Origin of the sequence: Providencia rettgeri (assembly GCF_001874625.1) — a bacterium.
Classification (GTDB): Bacteria; Pseudomonadota; Gammaproteobacteria; order Enterobacterales; family Enterobacteriaceae; genus Providencia; species Providencia huashanensis.
The window spans coordinates 1-19,439 of the sequence record NZ_CP017672.1; the positions used below are offsets into that span (position 1 = coordinate 1).

18 protein-coding genes and 4 pseudogenes are annotated in these 19,439 nt (G+C 36.0%); 16 read left to right on the forward strand and 6 right to left on the reverse strand.

The features are described from left to right. The 3 genes from RB151_RS22270 (at nucleotide 1) to RB151_RS22280 (ending at nucleotide 3,530) form a co-directional block, all read left to right on the forward strand. Nucleotides 1-939 (forward strand): RepA family replication protein, encoded by a 939-nt coding sequence (locus RB151_RS22270; RefSeq protein WP_071548890.1) that lies wholly within the window; start codon nucleotides 1-3, stop codon nucleotides 937-939. Between the two features lie 704 nt (nucleotides 940-1,643). Beyond that, a complete protein-coding gene (locus RB151_RS22275) occupies nucleotides 1,644-2,192 on the forward strand; it encodes a ProQ/FINO family protein (RefSeq protein WP_071548891.1) in 549 nt (182 codons plus the stop codon). A gap of 399 nt (nucleotides 2,193-2,591) precedes the next feature. After that, the gene (locus RB151_RS22280) at nucleotides 2,592-3,530 is read left to right on the forward strand and encodes an Rpn family recombination-promoting nuclease/putative transposase (protein ID WP_071548892.1); all 939 of its coding nucleotides are present in this window, start codon (nucleotides 2,592-2,594) and stop codon (nucleotides 3,528-3,530) included. Between the two features lie 415 nt (nucleotides 3,531-3,945). On the opposite strand, the pseudogene RB151_RS23005 reads toward RB151_RS22280, so the two are convergent. Then, nucleotides 3,946-4,812, reverse strand: a pseudogene (locus tag RB151_RS23005) (IS91 family transposase); the annotation flags it as partial. A 787-nt stretch (nucleotides 4,813-5,599) separates the two neighbouring features. Here RB151_RS23005 and RB151_RS22295 point away from each other — a divergent pair. From RB151_RS22295 to RB151_RS22350, 12 genes are all read left to right on the forward strand, one after another. Then, a complete protein-coding gene (locus tag RB151_RS22295) occupies nucleotides 5,600-5,869 on the forward strand; it encodes a helix-turn-helix domain-containing protein (RefSeq protein ID WP_071548895.1) in 270 nt (89 codons plus the stop codon). A 206-nt stretch (nucleotides 5,870-6,075) separates the two neighbouring features. Next, entirely contained in the window at nucleotides 6,076-6,636 is a 561-nt protein-coding gene (locus RB151_RS22300) for a fimbrial protein (protein WP_071548896.1), read from the forward strand. A gap of 63 nt (nucleotides 6,637-6,699) precedes the next feature. Then, on the forward strand, nucleotides 6,700-7,215 hold the full coding sequence (locus RB151_RS22305) for a fimbrial protein (protein WP_071548897.1): 516 nt from the start codon (nucleotides 6,700-6,702) through the stop codon (nucleotides 7,213-7,215). A gap of 54 nt (nucleotides 7,216-7,269) precedes the next feature. Continuing rightward, on the forward strand, nucleotides 7,270-9,813 hold the full coding sequence (locus tag RB151_RS22310) for an outer membrane usher protein (protein WP_071548898.1): 2,544 nt from the start codon (nucleotides 7,270-7,272) through the stop codon (nucleotides 9,811-9,813). 67 nt (nucleotides 9,814-9,880) lie between these two features. Further along, nucleotides 9,881-10,621, forward strand: a complete 741-nt coding sequence (locus RB151_RS22315; protein WP_071548899.1) for a fimbria/pilus periplasmic chaperone — start codon at nucleotides 9,881-9,883, stop codon at nucleotides 10,619-10,621. Between the two features lie 85 nt (nucleotides 10,622-10,706). Then, complete coding sequence (locus RB151_RS22320) at nucleotides 10,707-11,288, forward strand: fimbrial protein (protein WP_071548900.1); 582 nt, start codon at nucleotides 10,707-10,709, stop codon at nucleotides 11,286-11,288. 16 nt (nucleotides 11,289-11,304) lie between these two features. Next, entirely contained in the window at nucleotides 11,305-11,844 is a 540-nt protein-coding gene (locus tag RB151_RS22325; RefSeq protein WP_237071597.1) for a fimbrial protein, read from the forward strand. 42 nt (nucleotides 11,845-11,886) lie between these two features. Next, on the forward strand, nucleotides 11,887-12,441 hold the full coding sequence (locus RB151_RS22330; protein WP_071548902.1) for a fimbrial protein: 555 nt from the start codon (nucleotides 11,887-11,889) through the stop codon (nucleotides 12,439-12,441). 168 nt (nucleotides 12,442-12,609) lie between these two features. Further along, nucleotides 12,610-13,161 (forward strand): fimbrial protein, encoded by a 552-nt coding sequence (locus tag RB151_RS22335; protein ID WP_081363993.1) that lies wholly within the window; start codon nucleotides 12,610-12,612, stop codon nucleotides 13,159-13,161. Between the two features lie 8 nt (nucleotides 13,162-13,169). Then, nucleotides 13,170-13,703, forward strand: a complete 534-nt coding sequence (locus tag RB151_RS22340; protein WP_071548903.1) for a fimbrial protein — start codon at nucleotides 13,170-13,172, stop codon at nucleotides 13,701-13,703. A 55-nt stretch (nucleotides 13,704-13,758) separates the two neighbouring features. Beyond that, nucleotides 13,759-14,310, forward strand: coding sequence for a fimbrial protein (locus RB151_RS22345; protein ID WP_071548904.1), 552 nt, complete (start codon nucleotides 13,759-13,761; stop codon nucleotides 14,308-14,310). A 387-nt stretch (nucleotides 14,311-14,697) separates the two neighbouring features. Next, nucleotides 14,698-15,669, forward strand: a complete 972-nt coding sequence (locus tag RB151_RS22350) for a hypothetical protein (protein ID WP_141240692.1) — start codon at nucleotides 14,698-14,700, stop codon at nucleotides 15,667-15,669. Nucleotides 15,670-16,199: 530 nt separating this feature from the next. On the opposite strand, the pseudogene tnpA reads toward RB151_RS22350, so the two are convergent. The 3 genes and pseudogenes from tnpA to RB151_RS22360 form a co-directional block, all read right to left on the reverse strand. Further along, nucleotides 16,200-16,614 (reverse strand): annotated as a pseudogene (gene tnpA / locus RB151_RS22355) (IS200/IS605 family transposase). Between the two features lie 162 nt (nucleotides 16,615-16,776). After that, nucleotides 16,777-16,911: pseudogene (locus tag RB151_RS23250) on the reverse strand (C4-dicarboxylate ABC transporter); the annotation flags it as partial. 124 nt (nucleotides 16,912-17,035) lie between these two features. Beyond that, the gene (locus tag RB151_RS22360; RefSeq protein WP_071548906.1) at nucleotides 17,036-17,449 is read right to left on the reverse strand and encodes a DUF1090 family protein; all 414 of its coding nucleotides are present in this window, start codon (nucleotides 17,447-17,449) and stop codon (nucleotides 17,036-17,038) included. Between the two features lie 588 nt (nucleotides 17,450-18,037). On the opposite strand from RB151_RS22360, the gene RB151_RS22365 reads away from it, so the two are divergent. Beyond that, nucleotides 18,038-18,286, forward strand: coding sequence for a helix-turn-helix domain-containing protein (locus tag RB151_RS22365; protein ID WP_071548907.1), 249 nt, complete (start codon nucleotides 18,038-18,040; stop codon nucleotides 18,284-18,286). A gap of 217 nt (nucleotides 18,287-18,503) precedes the next feature. Here the strand turns inward: RB151_RS22365 and uraH are convergent, their stop codons facing one another. Beyond that, the gene (gene uraH / locus RB151_RS22370) at nucleotides 18,504-18,911 is read right to left on the reverse strand and encodes a hydroxyisourate hydrolase (protein ID WP_071548908.1); all 408 of its coding nucleotides are present in this window, start codon (nucleotides 18,909-18,911) and stop codon (nucleotides 18,504-18,506) included. Between the two features lie 365 nt (nucleotides 18,912-19,276). Further along, nucleotides 19,277-19,418: pseudogene (locus RB151_RS24655) on the reverse strand (helix-turn-helix transcriptional regulator); the annotation flags it as partial. Nucleotides 19,419-19,439 lie beyond the last annotated feature (21 nt).

A 19,439-nucleotide genomic window follows, 5' to 3' on the forward strand; every position in this document is an offset into this window, starting at 1 on the left:
ATGAATAATGCTATATCAAATCCTGCAATTCCTTGTTCTGTCGGTAAAATTCATCGGCATTATGTGCCAAAATTTTTAGGACAATTACCTAAATTAGTGCCTGTGCGTCGTTTTGCGGCCGCGTTAAAACGGCATGATTGGAACCGAAACCCCCATATTTACCAACTGCGCTACAGCCGAAAGCAACGGATATCCGTGCGTTCAGAGCGTCGCGAAACCTTTGATGCGTTAGCAATGGCCATGATTGCCTATGCGGATTACAACCCTGAAAGTGATGCGTTGTTCGAAGTAATGTGCTCCGTAGAGAAGTTGGCGGAGTTGTGTGGCCAACTGTATCGCTATGACAGTGGTCGTAAAAGTTATGACCCCATCCTCCATGCTTTGCGCGATTGGGAACAAGCTAATCTGATTGTCATTGACCGCGATTTTGATATCGAGGCCAAACAATACAAAGCCATGCGGATTTGGATACGGCCTGAATTTTTCCATGGACTCGGGTTTTCTGCGTTAGAGTTGCGCGAAGTGGTGTCTAGTTTTAGCCGTTGGATGGAAAAAAAGGGATTAAAAGAGAGCTATCAAAAACGCTACGCCCAACATGTCTTACGGCTTGCCCGTGCGAATGTGGCGTCACTCGACACTAAGCACAAACTTCGCAATCTGCTCAACAAGCTTAAAACCCTCGTGGTTGGTAAAGATGAAGCGCTCAAACAAGAAAAGAAACATTTAGCTAAAGCGCTGAAGGAAAAGAAAGCGTTAGCCAAAAGTTTGGAAGCGCCAGAAAGCGCCGAACATGCTGCATGGCGACATTTTGAAGCGTGGAAGGTGACACAGCCGATAGCGACGGTTATGGCCTTTGAGCGTAAAATGAAGACCTTGTACCCGAGCGTCCAAGGGCAGGCACTTTACCTGCATTACCTGGAACACTTGCCCGACTCCTAATTCATCCCCCCTAAATTTACCGCCTTGACTGGCGGTGGTTTCGTTCGTTTTAAATCTGGGCAGCCTGTTTTTAAACAGAAAAATCGTTATCTCAATCTCCCCATTCATATCTATGATGGCAGAGCGAAAAATTTCGCTCTTTATTTAACCAACTAACTTCGAATGCGTTTGTTCTCTGCAATTAACTTCGAATAGTATTGATATTTTATGGTTAAATTCGTTTTTAGGTTCTGAACTAAACGTCCTTTTTAATAAAAGGAGTTGCGGCTCTGCTTATTCAAGCCGCACACTCTAAAGAGATAGACCCAATAAAGCCTTCGCTTACAAGCCATAAATGGCTGTCGCTCAGATTACTGTGTCAACATCGTGCCATTGCCCCCGTAAAGCTGGCCGATGGCCACCTTAACGCGCAGCTACAGCCGTTCATCGAGGCGTCGCCTCTCGCCCGTCTCACTGCGTTTTTCAAAGAGTCAAACAAGCAAAATAACGGTGTTAATATCAGTCGGCTCAATCAGGGCAAGGGGGAGATTGGGGCATTAAACAGCTCGCAACCGCTCCCGCGGGTCTCGACGGCCCTCACCTTCATTGTCCCTCTGTCACCTTTTTTGCCGTCTACAGCCCTTCGGGCGAGTGATTTCGGTTAAATTTCGTGATAGTCTGCCACTAATGTATTGACGCTAAACGTGATTTCGGTGTGAGGATGTATGGAACGCAAAAAATTAACCTTAAAGCGGGCGACAACAGAAAACGTTGAAGAAAGTACAACGCCTGTTATTTCGCCTCGTCGTAAAAAAATGGTGGTTAATACACAGCGTAAAGCCAAAAAAACCGTCAAAACAACACCAACTCAACGCCTTAAAAAAGTGACCTCTCCGCCTGCGCAAAAACAGAAAGTGGTAGTCGTTCCGCCGACGCCGCCAAAGCAACATCTACCATTAGAAGAGGCGATTGCCAATATTTCAGCCTATTGGCCACAACTCTTTCCCGATGGACAACTTCGACCGATGGCAGTGGGGACACGAGAGGCCTTACTTGCGGACAAAAAAGTCCGTGAACTGCCTATTTCGACTAAAAAACTGAAACGCAGCCTCGCGGCCATTAGTCACAGTGTCAAATACCGCACCACGATTATGCCTGGTGCAGTACGCTATGATAATGATGGTCAGCCTAACGGGGCTGTCACGGAATCGGATGTGGCCGATACGTTAAAACGCATTCAAAAACTGGTTAAACAACAATCACGACCCGCATGACAAAAAAATCACTTCCCCTGTTACAGTTGAGCTGAAAAGTTTTATTTGGGGTTCTGCACCGGAACCGCCGGAAATTCCGATACCATTTATTTGATTTTTTTTATACATATTTATCATTATTAGGATGTACGATTAAGGTCCCATCAATGAGAATTAATACGTACCAAGCATATGAAACGTAGTAATCAGATTTTTTTTGCAAGAAACAGCTACTTTTTTACTGTCCGGTTAACCTCGGTCTTACGTACAAAACTCTCTAACCACCAAAATTAAGCATTTCGTAAATTTCGGCGGTTCCGGCGTGGAACCCCGAAAAGATAAAAAACATTTGAAAAACGGACAGAAAATCGATTCTGCGTTATGATGCACAGTCTTTAGTGAAGAGTGAGTGACCGAATAATGAAACCTAAGCACACGCCGACGGCACATGATGCGGCTTTTAAAGGGTTTATGACGCAGGTTGACAGCGCAAAAGATTTTTTTGACATTCATCTACCTGAGCATATTAAAGCGTTGTGTGATTTCAGTACGTTGGCACTCACAAATTCCTCGTTTATCGACAAACAGTTGCGATCTCGATTATCCGATGTGCTCTATTCGGTGCAAACCACCGAAGGTGAAGGGTATATTTACCTTCTCGTCGAGCACCAGTCGACGCCCGATAAACTCATGGCCTGGAGACTCATGCACTATGCTTTCTTAGCCATGAATCAGCACCTTCAGCAAGGTCATAAAACGTTACCGTTAGTGGTGCCAGTGCTGTTTTATCACGGTGGTCGTTCACCCTACCCCTATTCTCAATTGTGGACCGATTGCTTTCCGTTACAGGATATGGCCAATAAATTGTATACCCAACCGTTCCCGTTGGTTGATGTGACAGTGATTGATGATAATGAGTTGGTGAATCATCGCAAAGTGGCCGTGATGGAACTGGCGATGAAGCACAAATATTTACGGGATGAGTTTGACCGTGTTATCCCGCTATTGGCGCAAGCGATGAATCAACAGTATAATGATGATAACGACATCATCACTATCCTCAATTATCTGTTCATTGCACTGGACTCCCCCAACTTTGAACATATTGTCGAGCAATTGAGTGAACAGGCAGAAAGGCACAAGGAGGCAATTATGAATATTGCACAACGCTTACAAGATAAAGGCGAGAAAATCGGCTGGGAAAAAGGCCTAGAGAAAGGCATTGAGCAAGGTATTGAGAAAGGCATGCGAGAGGCTAAAATTACAATGGCTCGTAGCTTGCTCAAGAACGGTGTTAGCCTTGATCTTATCATTGAAAGTACCGGTTTAAGCCGCGAAGAGCTCATTTCCCTTCAGTAGTATCACCCTATTCCTTTGTCATTTTTGTGCTTAACGCAAACGTCGCTAACTCAATGAGTTTAGCGATGCTTTGCGATTTTTCATAACGGGGTCTTTTGACTTAAAGAACGGTTTGTCCGACACTTCTCTGCAATCCCTTGTCACTCAAGGCATTCACTCAAAAAATCAATTTCAAAACTAGCAATAAGTTTATCTATAACTTTATGAATATTAATGATTTTATCCTTTCGATAAAATTCATAATTTCCAATTAAGTTCATGGTTAGGAAACTGGATGAACGATTTAACGAGCCTATAAGGCTATGTTTGGTAGCAGAGTCTATTAAATGGTCTCTATATCGTATTTAAACTTAACCATGATAATGTGTAATTGCGCTATTTTTAGCCAAAAACTGAAATTTTAGGCACACTGATCCTAGGCTGCCGTTTGTAACCATCGTTTTTTAGCCATTTTATCCCGCCTTTCTGACAGCAAAGTGGCCGCGTGTATGCCTTTTTCTGCACTCATAAATCGCAGTCGGTTTCCACATAAAATACATTGGTACGGCTCCGTGTTTAAAAATCCTTTCATCAGTGCCGCAAAGCCCGGTTTTTCAGGAACATTAGGATGTATCATGTCTAATGCATCATACACCTTCGGTAATAAACTCCCGCGTTTACAATTAGCTAAAAAACCGTAATAACGGATCATCTTAAAATGTCGCGCTGGGATATGACTGACATAACGTCGTATCATATCTTCTTGGGTTAAAGTCTGTCGTCGGTATTGTTGGCTGTGGTGATCGTAATAGTGATGAACTACGGCACTCCCGCTGTAGTGTTTCAACTGAGAAGCCGAAATAGGGGGACGTTTAAGGTAACGCCCCAGATATTTCACATTGTGCCAAGCCCCTCGGGTCTTTTTGGCAAAATACACTTTTCAATAACGTTGAAACTGGACATTGAGGTAACGCTCCCATGTTGGGTAATTTCGAATATGGCCGAAACTAGGCAATTTATTGGGTTGTAACTGAAAATAGCTGTCTCGAAGGAGTCGAATGACGACACTATGCCAGACCTTTTCGATATCTTTCTTTTTAAAGAAAATCGGCTTCCAAATGCTGTACTTGGTGAGATCGTTTCGGGTGACTGATAAATGAATGTGCGGGTGTTGATTGAGTTGGCGGCCGTAGGTGTGGAGAGCGCAAAAGATACCGGCCTTGAGTCCAAGGCATCGAGCGTGTTTTAGCATAGCTCGTGTTGTACTGCGAAAGAGTTGGTTATTATCGATAAAGCGGTTCCATGTATCGTCATATTTAAATAATAGTTTTGCAGGTCTGGGAATATACATAACGCAAAGTATAAAAGAGGAGAAAGGAGCTGCCTAGAAATAGAGTGGCTCTGCCGCGACGCTCACGCCAAAGGCGTATTTATATTCATACATAATGATTATGGTGAAAAATAGTTTATTACTATAATGTTAAAAATATGTGGGATATGGTTAAAATAGTAATATTTTGTAATATTCAATTAAATTAGTAAAAGTGTGTAATAATTAATTATGAAAGAGGTAATATTGAAAGTACAGTTATAAAGTTAATTCCTTATGAAATAAACTAATATTATTAGTACTAATTGCCATGCTAATACATGTTAATTGTTTCACTAATAATATTATTTGTAACGAAATGAAAATAAATACTGGGTAATTATATTTAAAATTCTACTTTTTTTGTGAGTGCATAAAATATATTAATATTTAAATACAAATTATATGTATGAAAAATAAAGAAAATAAAAATAAATAAGTGAATATTCTTGATTTTTAATTTGTTTTACCTATTGTTTTCCGTCTATTGATAGGTCATTTTAATTTTACACCATTAGTGATTAAATCTACTATTACTCTTATTCAGCGTTGTAATGAAATTTTAAACATAGAAAAGTATGCATTAAAAGGATGTATTATTCATAAAGCGGATTATTAACTCTTTGTTGGTGTTTTTTTACTTATTCTACGAGTTTCTCACTTCATTTAGTTGTTTTATTTTAAGTCTCAAGCCAAGAGCTAATAAAAGTTAGGAGTTATTATGAGTGATATTGATGAGATTTCAATACAGAAAAAAATTGGATTTTTTATAAAAAAAGCAAGGGTAAATAAATCATTAACAGGATATCAATTAGGTAAGTTATTAAATGTTAGTCAGCAGCAAGTTTCTCGGTACGAGAATGGGATTACATCCATTGATGTTAATCGATTAAACCTGATCTTAAAAATACTAGATAAAACCTGGGATGAATTTTTATGGGATGTTATTAAAAATGAGGATTCACTTGGTGAACACTTTATTCTCGGTTAAGTAAATTCACTTAAATTATTAATGGTGTTTTTTTGTTGTGAACTTATTTTTTTTCCAATTACTACTGAAATCCTAATTTCAGGGTAATTGGCTGTAATTGGAAAATAAATTAGGGTGAAAATAGATAATTCTTCTCTATTTTATTTAAATTATCTCAGCTCTATAGAGCGAGAGTATTATTATATAAATATATAAAGGTTTATAATATGAAAAAAGTAATTCTTGCAACTCTGATTTGTGGTGCAGCGATGAGTTCATCCGTATTTGCTGCAGATGCTGGTAAAGGAAAAGTTACATTTACTGGCTCAATTATAACAGCTCCATGTTCAATTGCACCTGGTGATGAAAGCCAAGAAGTACCATTAGGTCAAATATCTAATGTAACTCTTGAAAATGGCGGTATGTCTTCAGCTCAACCTTTCAATATTAGATTAGAAGGTTGTAACCTAAATGCGACATATACAGAAAAAGATGCTCAAGGTAATGATATAGAGAAAACTTATAACAATACTGTTAATGTAAGTTTTTATGGAACTGAGTGGAATGACACTGGTTTAATCTCAATTACAGGTACCGGCGCTGGCGCGGGTGTTAAATTGATGAATGATTCAGGTGACACTATCAAAATTAATAGTTCTACAACTCAAAACTTTGTTACTGGTAATAATACATTGAGTTTCCAAGCAGGCCTACAAGGTGTTAAAGGTACAGCTGTAACTCCAGGCGTATTTACTGCAGCAACTAACTTTGTTTTAACATACAACTAATAAGTTATTTGTGAGGTGGGGAAAGATAGCTCTCTCCCACCTGTTATGTATAAGGAATATGGCATGAAGCTTGTGTTTCAAATATTGGGGTTATATTTAAGTATATCAATATCAGCGGTAAGTGCTGAACTTAAAGGGATCCTTACCATGAATGGTAGTATCTTAGAAACCCCTTGCGCCATTGCGATGGAATCAATCGATCAAAGTATTGATTTAGGCGTGGAGCCAATAAGTGTTTTGAAACAATTTGGGCAGGGAACGCGCCATCCTTTTAGCATAAAGGTTATAGATTGTAGAATATCATCACTATCAGGTGAACCATGGAATACATTTTCAATAACCTTCTCTGGTCCTTCAGAAAATAATAATTTCTTAGTTTTTGGTGATGTATCTGGTATAGCGCTCAGATTAGAAGATGAAAAAGGGCAATGGGTAATACCCAATCAACCTATATCCCTTGGAGGTATATCTCAAGGAGATAGGTTACTTAATTATGGGTTACGTATGATAAGTGATCATTCAACATTTATTCCTGGGAACTTTCAAAGTATTCTCAGCTTTAAATTGGATTACTACTGATAATAAAAATAAAACCATTGCTATTTAGCAAGTTGTTTTGAACAAGGATTTTTTATGTCTTTTAATTCTATTACGCGTTGGCGTTATTGTTCTTTGCATATACTAATAGCTGCTGCATTTTATAGCAGTGTTACTCCTCATGTATTTGCAAAAGATATTATATTTAATATGGATGTATTAGATATTGAAGACAAAGAAAATATTAATTTAGAACAATTTTCTCGAGCCGGACATATTATGCCCGGGACTTATACTTTAGAAGTTAAAGTCAATCAATATAGCATCGGTGAATATTCTGTTCCATTTATTGAAGATAAAGAAAGTGAAACCGGAAGTCGTGTATGTATATCTCCAGATATAGTAGATTTAATCGGCTTTAATTCTTCATCTGTTAAAGATTTAAAATGGTCAAATTTAGAAAATAAAGATAAATGTTGGGATCCTTCAAATTTACCTGGAGTTACACTTACTGGTGATTTAGCTACATCATCTTTATTGATTAATATACCACAAGCTTATTTAGAATATAGTTCTCCAGATTGGGATCCTCCTTCTCGGTGGGATAATGGAGTTAATGCATTCCTGTTCGATTATAACTTAAATGGTAGTATAATGGACACGAAAAAAGTCAACCAAAAAACCTATATATTATCCGGAAATGGGGTTGCTGGCATTAATTTAGGGGCTTGGCGTTTTCGTGGTGATTGGCAAGCTGAATCTAGCCATATTACGGGAAAAAATAGTCAATCAAATACCGATATGACATGGAATCGTTTCTATGCCTATCGTGCTTTAACCGCTTTAAAAGCTAAATTAACGTTAGGTGAAGATTATTTTGATTCAGGAGTTTTTGATTCATTTCGATTTATTGGGGCTGCAATTCGTACTGATTTAAATATGGTTCCTCCAAATCTAAGAGGGTATGCTCCAGAAATTACAGGTACGGCAAGAACAAATGCCACCGTGACAGTTCGTCAGCAAGGTCGTGTTATTTATGAAGCACAAGTACCGCAAGGTCCTTTCCGCATTCAAGATCTTTCGGATGCTCTTAGTGGGACTCTAAATGTAACTGTCGCAGAGCAAGATGGAACAACTCAAGAATTTAATGTTGATACTGCTAACTTACCATTCTTAACTCGCCCAGGGCAAGTTCAATATAAACTTGCGGTAGGACAACCAACTGATTATGAACGCCATAGTCAGGGTGAAAATTTTGCTTCAGGTGAATTTTCATGGGGGATAGCAAATGGATGGTCATTATTTGGTGGTTTTTTAGGTAGCCAGCGTTATCAAGCATTATCAGTTGGCTTAGGTAGAGATTTGCTAGCATTAGGTGCGTTGTCTTTTGATATAACTCAATCTCGATCTAAACTACCAGACCAGCCAACCTTAAATGGTGGTTCATATCGATTAAGTTATTCGAAAAATTTTGAAGAATATAACAGTCAGGTAACGTTTGCAGGATATCGCTTCTCTGAGAAAGATTTCATGAGTATGAATGATTTTTTAGAGTCTAAAAAATCTGGAATTCATTTTGGTGGTAGCAAAGAGCTATATACTCTGTCATTTAATAAAAATTTCGTAGATGCTGGTTTATCTCTATATTTAAGTTATAACCACCAAACATATTGGGATAGACCTGAAAATAACTATTATAATTTAATGTTATCAAAATATTTTGATTTGGGTGATTTTAAGAATATAAGCGCTTCTTTATCTTTAAACCGCCAAGTTAATCAGGGAGTTAATGATGATAGTGCTTATCTTTCTTTATCTATTCCTTGGGGTAGTCGTAGTAGTATAAGTTACACCATGGATGTCAGAGATAAGCGTAAAGGCGGTATAAATAATAGGGCGTCTTATTATAATAGCCCTACAGATAGATTTTCCTACCAAATAAGCGCAGGGGAGAATAGAAGAGGAACATCAACCAGTGGATTCGTTTCTTATCAAGGAGATGATGTATTCCTCTCTGGTAATGCTAGCTATATAACTAGTGATTATCAAGCTGTAGGTTTTTCTGCTAATGGTGGAGTAACATTAACTCCTGATGGCGGCGCTTTACATCGTGGGGGAGAATTAGGTGGTACGAGATTACTTGTTGATACTGATGGTGCGGCTAATGTGCCAATTCTAGGTGTTGGGGCTCCTGTTAAGTCAAACCATTTTGGTAAAGCAGTAATAACCAATGTGAACAGTTACTATCGTAATATTGCCCAAGTAGATTTAAATAATCTACCAGATAACGTTGATGCGGAGCAGTCGGTAGTTCAAGCAACTTTAACTGAAGGGGCAGTTGGATACCGTAAATTCAATGTATTGTCTGGTGCGAAAGCTATGGTTGTGATTCGTTTACAAAATGGTAGTTTTCCTCCTTTTGGTGCACAGGTGAAAAATTCTGAAGGTAAGAACACCGGTATTGTTGCTGATAGTGGAAATACCTATTTAAGTGGTATTGTCCCTATGGGCAAAATGACGGTATCGTGGGGTGTGGAAGGAGCTTGTAGTATTTCTTTCCCTCAGAAATTACCAAGCTTAGAGCAATCAATACTATTACCATGTGAAAATATTCCCTCAGAGACAACTAAAAAAATGTAGCAACACGGTATATAGTATATTTTAGAGTTGAATAATTAACTGATTAGAAAATAAAAAGGTACTTGAGATGAAATTGACAACAATACAGCGGACAGGACTAGTTATATCTGGCGTTTTTATAACTCATCTGGCTATTGCTGGTATCACGATGGATCGTACCCGAGTTATTTTTGAAGGAGATAAAAAATCTATTACGCTAAATATTGGGAATAATAATAAAGAATTACCTTACTTAGCTCAAGGGTGGATTGAAAACGATAAAGGACAAAAGGTTAGTAGCCCATTAGTTGTTCTTCCTCCAGTACAACGTATAGAAGCTGGAAAATCTAGCCAAATAAAAATAGAGGCATTACCAGCGGTTAATACATTGCCTCAAGATAGGGAAACTCTATTTTATTTTAATTTACGAGAAATTCCGCCTAAAAGCGAAAAATCAAATGTATTACAAGTGGCTTTACAAACACGAGTAAAACTATTTTATCGCCCTAAAGCGATAATTCCTGAAGAACAAAGTTCTCCATGGCAAGAGAAAATAACAATTGATAAAAGTGCTCAAATGGCTATGGTGAAAAATCCTACACCATTTTATGTGACAATTATTAATGCTCATTCGGTGACATATCAAACAAAGAATAATGATTTTTCACCAGTCATGGTATCTCCATTTGGGCAAGCTAGTTTAGGCATTACTAGCGCAAAATTAGGTGATAAGCCTTCTCTGATTTATATCAATGATTATGGTGGCCGCCCTGAATTGGAATTTAACTGTCAGGCTAATGTTTGTAATGTGACTAAAACAAAACCTTAATTGTAGGATGACAGGAGAGTACGCGGTGGTTAACGGAAAATCAATGAATACGACCATGTTATGTATATGGCTACTGGGAAGTTGTATGACTATAGGCCTAAGTATACCTGCAACTGCTGCTCAAAAGTTACTGGGATCTGAGGCTAAAGCTATAGATTACAATAAGGTGGATGGGCAACACGGAATTTTGCGTGTGAAAGGTGCGTTAACAGATAGTCCCTGTCGATTACAGATGGAGAGTACTGATCAGACGATTAATTTAGGAATTGTTGGTCTTGGTGATTTGCCTAATATTGGGGTAGTAGGACGAGGTGCAACTTTACGTATTGGTTTAACGGATTGTTTGGCTGTACAAAATGCCCAATGGGATCGCCAAATAGGATTGTTGCCTTGGAGTGTTAATCAGCCAGGAGTTAATATTCGATTTACAGGAGCGGATACAGATTCTAGTGGCCGATATCTTCAATTACGTGGAGGCACAGGATTAGGTGTGGTGATAAAAGATATTCACGGTAACCCATTAAAATTAGGTAGTTTTACATCACCTCAGTTATTACCAGTAGGCCAGGCTGAGTTGATTTATACTGTTGCTCCGATCCGTTTACAACACATGGTTTCACCCGGCGAGTTCTATGGTGTTATGGGGTTTCAATTGAGTTATGACTAATTATTTTACCAAAAGAATGAATCAACTTAAGGGATATACGATGCATAGAGGACTACTTAAAATTGCTTTTACTGTCGTTAGTTGCCTATTTACATCATCTACATTAGCCGCAGATTCAGTTACAGTTAATATTAAAGGTAATTTAATTTTAAATCCACCATGTGAGATTTCAGGTGTCGGTAATGGCCCAATTGAGGTGGATTTTAAAGATATGGTAATTAGAACGATTACAGGTACTAATTTTCCACAGCCTGTGCCATATACGCTAAAGTGTGATGCTGATGGCGCTACAAACGTTGCTCTTCGATTTAAGGGGGACGGTGCTAAATTCAACTCTAACGTGCTTAAGACAAGTAATGATAATTTAGGTATACGATTTGCTACTGTATCAGGTAGTAGCCCGACCTTCTTTGCGTTGAATACAGATATTCGATTTACAAATAGTCAGCGTCCAACGATAAGAGCTTATCCATTATTAAATCCTGGCGTTGCGGTTAATAGTATCGCAGGAGGTGGATTTACAAGCACTGTTACATTGGAAGCTAGTTATCCATAAGCTTTATGCTGCTTTGGCTAATTTTAACCAAATAGTGAGTTAATGATGAGAACCATTAAATTTAAAAAAAAGGGTATTTGTGGAGGAATTCTCTTTAGTATCGCATTTTCAGTTATGGCAAATAATGGCGCAAATGTTAATTTTAAAGGAAATTTGATTCTTAATCCTCCTTGTGATTTTACCTCTACAACAGGAGCTGACACTATTAATGTTGACTTTAAAGATATTCTAATTCGCAAAATGGAAACTAAAGCTGCTAATGTAAATGCAACTACAGCAATGTATCAAACTCGCTTACCATTAAAATTAGACTGTGGCGATACCGCAAATGGTACAGCACTGAGAGTAAGAATACAGGGCACCACTTCAGTTTTTAATACGGAGTTTTTAGGCACCGATAATGACGATGTTGGGATCCAGTTTATTAATTTAGGGCGAGGAACGTTTATTCCCAATAATAGTACTAACCGACGAGCTCGTATTTTAGTCGGCGATACTATTTCTTTTTATGTTGTACCGATCCGTAATGCGGGTGCTTCGGTAATAAAAACGGGACCATTTAATGCCACAGCAACGTTAATTGCTGAGTATGAGTAACTAATCGTAGTTACAAATTGAAACTAATAGCTAGTGAGCATAAATAAAATTCAAATAGGATGACAGCTTGTTATCATTATTAATGATAACACGAAAATTTTATCACTATTTCATAGTGTTATATGATTAAGGTTATTTTATCAAAAGCCTGAAAATGAGGTGGCTAGGATGAAAAAATGCATAAAAAAACAATATATGCCCTTCATTAGTGCAGTGATAATTAGTGTAATGGCATTTTTTATTAATGTTGGAACGTCAATAGCGAGTAATGCTGTTAAAATTAATATGACAGGTAATTTATTAGATTTTCCACCATGCGATGTATATAGCAGTGATGGTGTTGGCTCGCCAATCCATATTCATTTTAATGAAATAGGTATACAAAGAATTGATGGGAATCGATTTAAACAAAACTGGATATTAAAAGTATCATGTGATAGTACCCTAGGAGCAAATGTTCCTATTGAATTGAAATACAATGGAGAAAATAGTGGGTTTGATACCCAAGCTCTAGTAACTGATAAACCTGGATTAGGTATACGGCTATATCGTTCTGATAATGGAAGTGTTATTGAGTTAAATAAGCCATATACTTTAGTCATGTCTAAAGGTGGAAAACTAGATATCCCCTTATACTCTGTTCCTGTTAAAGGTGGTAAATCTGTATTATCTGCTGGTCAATTTACAGCATCTGCGACATTAGAACTAAATTACCCGTAAGGTGGCATATGATAAAAATAAATCTAGTTACAATAGCGGCTTGTTGTTTTTTAGCGAGTAGTTTAACTTGGGGTAATAATACAACTTCAGTTAATTATGATGGTACTCTAGTTAATCTGGCTTGCGTTATTGATGATGAGACTCCTATTGAAGTTAATATGGGCTCCATAATCGATAAACAAATCTATTTACATGGTCACTCAGTTAATAAAAAATTTAATTTAATATTAAAAGATTGTGATCCTATGTTAGCTAATTCTATAGTAATAACACTTAATGGTAGTTCAGGAAATGTTACCCCTGATGGATACCTAAAATTTGATACAGGTAGTGAAGCAAAAGGTGCTGTGATAGGAATTGCGGATGATAAATTATCTCGTGTTCAGATTGGTAAGAAATTGTCACCTAGACTAACAGAATCAGGAACAATGAGTGTTCCTTTATATGCTTTCGTTCAAGGAACTCCTGAAGCTATACAAAATAATTCTATTACACTTGGTCAATTTACTGCGACATTATTTTACACTATCAATTTTGAATAAATCATATAGTGTGAGATAAATATTCCCAGCGATATGATTCACAATAGGTAGATAAATGAATAAATATGAAGGTATCGTAAAAATGGAGAGAGCATTAAAGCAATTCATCGGTGGAATTTGCATATTTTTTTTGGTTTCTCCAACGCAGGCTGTAGAGATTTCACCAGGTAGCAGGGGAACTTTGCCTGTTACTGTTACTGTTACTGTTCAAGCAGTTACTTGTGATATTAGTGGTTCAGATAATAAGGATGATATAACTGTTGACTTTAAAACTATAACAAAGAAAGGAATTGATAATGGCGATTATGAATTGTCTGTTCCAATAAAAATTACGTGTAGTAATAATACACCATCGTTAAGTTTGCAATTAACAGGCACTCCAGCGAATTTTAATAAAACATTATTAAAAGCTAATGAAATTTCAGCGTTAGGCTTTGAGTTTTATCTTAATGACAAAAAATGGGCGTTGAATAGTACATCTCCTAATTTTACACTAACTTCAATCCCAGTGATAACGGTTAAACCTAAGCTAAGTGAGTACGCTACAAACTTAAATGGTGGAGAATTTACTAGTACTTCTGCTAGCTTGATATTAAATTATGAATAAAGTATTTTTTTATAAAAATAACTAAAGAGATTATCTTTTCTATAATGTTAATTTTTATGTTTTATTTACTATTATGTTAAGTTACAGATAAATACCAAATATTAAAAATTATGATTAATAAGTATAACAACAAAATTAGTTCATTTTGGAGGATTCAGACATATAGTAACGTATCCTTTCATTCTACTCATGGTTGGAGAGATTAATATCGTTTTACCATTATATGTTATATAGTGGTTTGAAGCGGATTTAGTATTGATGAATAAATGACAGCGCAGTAATTTAGCTGCTTATGGATAGACGATATGGTGAAAAAATTCAATAAAATTAAAATAGTAAAATATTGGACACCAGTAGGCAGTCATAATCCTTCTTGGATATATTTATATGCTGATTTTATTGAAAAATCAGGTGAAAGTAAGGAATGTTATTATTATGTTTAACTATGCCAAATATTTTTTGATTTTTGTGGGCTTAATTTTTTTTGTATCAAATGCAAACTCTGAAAATTTAAAACCAGTAGTGACAAGTTCAGTGTTAAGAGTAGCTCCACATTCTCCTGATCAGGTAATCCACACAATTTCTTGGTCTTCATTTAGCGTTTCTGATGAAGATGCGAATCGTGTAGTTTATTGTCCAGCAATTATTGGTTCTCTTTGCGGATGGGGATTTGTTTATAGGCAAACTAATATCACAACAGGAGTAACTGCTACATGGGGATTTAGAGGCGGGTATAATGGATTGGGGATTAATTCACTCTATACAATAAATATTAAAAATGGGCAAACAATGGGAGATGCATATAAGGCTTTTATCGCGAAATTTGGTGCGAGTGGTACAGCTGCAATGATAAGGAATCATAATAACAGACTCGGTGAGAATTATCGTTATGCTGGCTGTTTTGCTCTTTTAAATTCGTCAGATAATACTTTATTCGACCCGCCTAATAACCTGGAATGTTTAGACACTCCAATTGACCCCATACCTGTGTCATGTCAGTTCACTGGCCCAACAGGTGGTGATACAGTAAATCTTGACCATGGAATAGTCAGTACTGGTCGATTGAATGGTAATCAAGCCTCAGCGAAGATAGGTGTTAAATGTACCGAAAATGCATCTGTCTCATTCAGTTTTACTGAGACAACATTACAATTGGGGACAAACTTATCATCAACCCTTTCGTTAAAACGAAATGGTATGGATATACCTATCAGTGATTCACCAGGAAGTAATAATAGTCAAAAAATAGATAAAAATATATTAACTTATATTGATGTTATTTCTACATTATCTGCAGCAGGAACGATTGCCCCCGATCGTTATACAGGAAGCTCCACATTAGTTGTAACATTAAACTAACACTCTCTATTTTAGTCCAAACCAAAAAAATTAAGAAGGCAATATGTCTTCTTAATTTTTGTAGATAAGCTTAATATCTAATTCTTTTTAAGAATATTATGCGACGAATTTTAATTACAATAATATCAAATTTATTCTTTAAAAGACATTTTGTCATATAAGAAATTTTGTGAATCTAGTGTTGTCCATCTTGCCTAAAATAAGACAGCTATTATTAGTTTTTCTGTAAGCACACCATGAACCCTTGTCCACTTCCCCTTCATAAGTTACCCGTTATGACATTTTGATAACCCCTTCTGGGATAGGTTTAAATATTGGATGTGATCTTTGTTTCATGTAGGTGCTTTGGATAGCTTCACTCACATTATTACGGATAAATATCTAGAGGATGACACAAAAGAAACACTCTCTAAATATTCTACAAAATTAATATTCGCCTCTTAGTAAAATACCACCGCTAAAAGAGGTGGCTTTAAATTGGGCCTCCTATAAGGGGGCTATATTCTTTATTAATCCTCCAACAATTCCATTTATTGGTCTAGCTCTTGAACAACTTTATCCTGATGCCTTACATAACGCCTAATGATGGCTTCATTAATCCCCACCGTATAAGCAAAATATCCTCTAGCCCAAAAATGATTACCCCAAAGTTTTTTACGTATATGTGGAAATCGATTATATAACCTTATCGCACTACACCCTTTCAGGACTCCATTAGTGTTGATATTGATAGTTTAGGTGGGTCATTACAACTAAATGAATATGCTCTGGTTGAACATTTAGCTCCAATACTTCACAGTCTTTCATATTGCAGAGAATATAAATGGTTCTATAAAGCTCTTCTCATACTTTATCTTTCAATATCTTATAACGATATTTAGGTGTCCAAACTAGATGATATTTGCAACGCCAATACACATGTGATGAACTTCTGTATAAACCCATGTTATTTCCTCTTTACTTGTGGTAAGTAAGAGGTAGTTTTTTTACATGGATTTCCTTCAGGGTATAGCCTCACAGAGTCAATCGCCACCTCCTTAGGCGGTGGTTTAAGGCTGACAATAAAAATAAAACCGTCCCCTAGAAGACGGCGGCAGTTTTATTAAATTATGCGAGGATCATCTTGCCTATTAATAACCCCATCATAACTGAGACAAAAATAGCCACTAATTCTAGTCGCATAGAACTATGATTGAGGACATATTTTCTGATGCGTGTTGTTTCTGTATCATCGAATGCTAATAGAAGTTATGACATACCTTATATGCAGGTATAGCAATGGCCTAATTAACTATCGGTAAATTACACAATGCTATATGCCTGTCTATTTTTTGGAGATTCTTTAGAGCTTACGCTGGCTTTAGATTTATTTGGTTAAACGATTATAATCGTCTTGAGCTTGTTTTAATTCTGCTCTAGCCTCTTCAAGATCCAGTTCTTTTTCTTTAGTTTTTCGTTCTTTTTTTAATACGTTAAGGTATTCCCCATTTATTTTAGCCTCATCTAATTCAGCCTTAGCTTCTTCGAGGTCTAATTCTTCTTTTTTGACTTTACGTTCTTTTTTACTTAAGTTTTGTTTAGCTCTGTTAGACTGCCTTTCATCAGTGCAATAAACATTTACCTTATCAAGAGCAATTTTTAGGCTATTTTGTTCCGCTATATTTCCATTTTTCAGTGCCTCTTCTAATTTAACTTTAATATCATCACGTTGCTCTTGGCAGCTATCGGTTGCTGCAATAGCAGAGCTCAATGAAATACTAGCAAGAATAATAGCAACCATGAAATTTCTTATCATATAAATGACCTGTTTTATAGTATGGAATTAAGTTTTATATAGCAATGATATGAAATATAAACTAGTCTTTTTCTGATAATAAAACGTAAACGCTTAGCAAAGCATTTTTTGTTAAAAACTAATAGTGTCAAGGCTAAGTTAATAGCTCCCTTCATTTTCATTATAGTTGTAATACCCTTATTTATAGATTTGTTATTAAAAGATAACTTCCATATTAGGGAACCATAAAGCATTAGGAGGATAATATTTGCTGGCAAAAACAAAGTTAGTCGTTGAATGGAATGGTAAAAGCTAAATATCGCTCTGACAGTGGTAATCAAAAATAGCTAAAGAAGAACTATTCAGTACATATTTTATATCTCAATGTTAATTATTCTATGTGGTTAATTTTAAATATATAAGTATAATATAAGGCAATTTTTCAGATAGTATCTAATCTATAGAAATAAATCATAATTTATATCTAATAGATTGATTATACTTAGTTTTCATTTGTCGAAAAAGTTCATTTAAATAATTAAAGATAAATGTTATAGTAATACATATAAAGTAGCTATCAGTAAGGTATTGACTATGATTAAATCAAAAGAAAAAAATTTAATAAGTTTAAAATTTGAAATAGGCAACTTTATAAGACATAGTAGAATTAAGAATGGCCTAACTGGAGCTAGGCTAGGTGAATTACTAGGCGTAAGTCAGCAGCAAATATCTCGATATGAAAATGGAGAAACTGAGCTTTCGTTAAAAAAATTTATATTTATTTTAATTGAATTGGATGTTCCTTTTTCCGATTTTATTTCATATACATCTTTATCTTTTTGAAAAAATAAGATGATTTAAATTATGTTTTTAAAAAGAAATATCATATTAATAATTTTTATTGTAAATTATGGGTGTTATCTTCTACTTACAGATAAATATTCTAAATGAGTTTCTACAGTCTTAACGTTTTATTATTAATTTAAAATGAGTGTTATTAATGCTACATTATACCTTAATAACACTCATACAAATTAGGTGAAGTAAGCTTGGCGTTTACTTAGCTACCGCGGTAGGTTGCGTATCCATATTGACTAAATGCTAAAGGTATGAAGTGTTTTTGTGTAACATCATCGATACAAAATTCTACTGGTATTTCAGGGAAATAGCTTTTTAAAGCTTTATTAGTAAAATAATCTCCAGTTTTGAATGTAACTTTATAAATACCCTTTTCAACTTTTAAATTATCCGGCCATAAGTTATCCATGTGTCCATCATGGTCTGTTTTTGCCGTATTTAAATGTTTCCAACCACTATCTTGTTTTTGTTCTAACACAATTTCAACATTTTCAGCAGGGAACCCTGTCTGTTGGTCTAGCACATGAACGCCAAGAACGTCAGATGCAAAACTAATAGTTGGCACAGCAAGAGAGGCTAAAATAACTGCAGAGATAATACTTCTTTTCATTTTTATGTCCTTGTTAATAATATATCGTGATATACGATTATAATAATTTAAAGAATAAATTATTTCCTGACAGAATCATTACCAATTTGTCATATTTGTTTTTTTTAGTAGTTTAACGCTAATAGTTTCACCTATATTTATATCAAGGTCATGTATTTAATCTGGAGTTTAACCTGTAATATAGGGTGATTTATCGGAGAATGTTCATGGCTAAAGTCGATACTGGGTGCTAATTTTATCAACAATCCTATCAATGAATAAGCATGGATTAGTGGGCACAGGACATCAACGTTATCTTACCGAAGCTTCCAATTAGATTATGAATATTGGAGAGTTGATCTTATTGTTAGGGGGAAGTAGACGCGACGCCTCAGTTTTATCGGTTCAGGAGATTCCCCCCTCTTGGATTAATTTATAAACCCGTTTATCCGTTAGCCCAATTAAACGGGTTGTAAATTTCATATCAACGAATTGACTATCTAATAAGGGAATAGTTTGCCTGTTCATCATTGAACTATAGTGATGTAA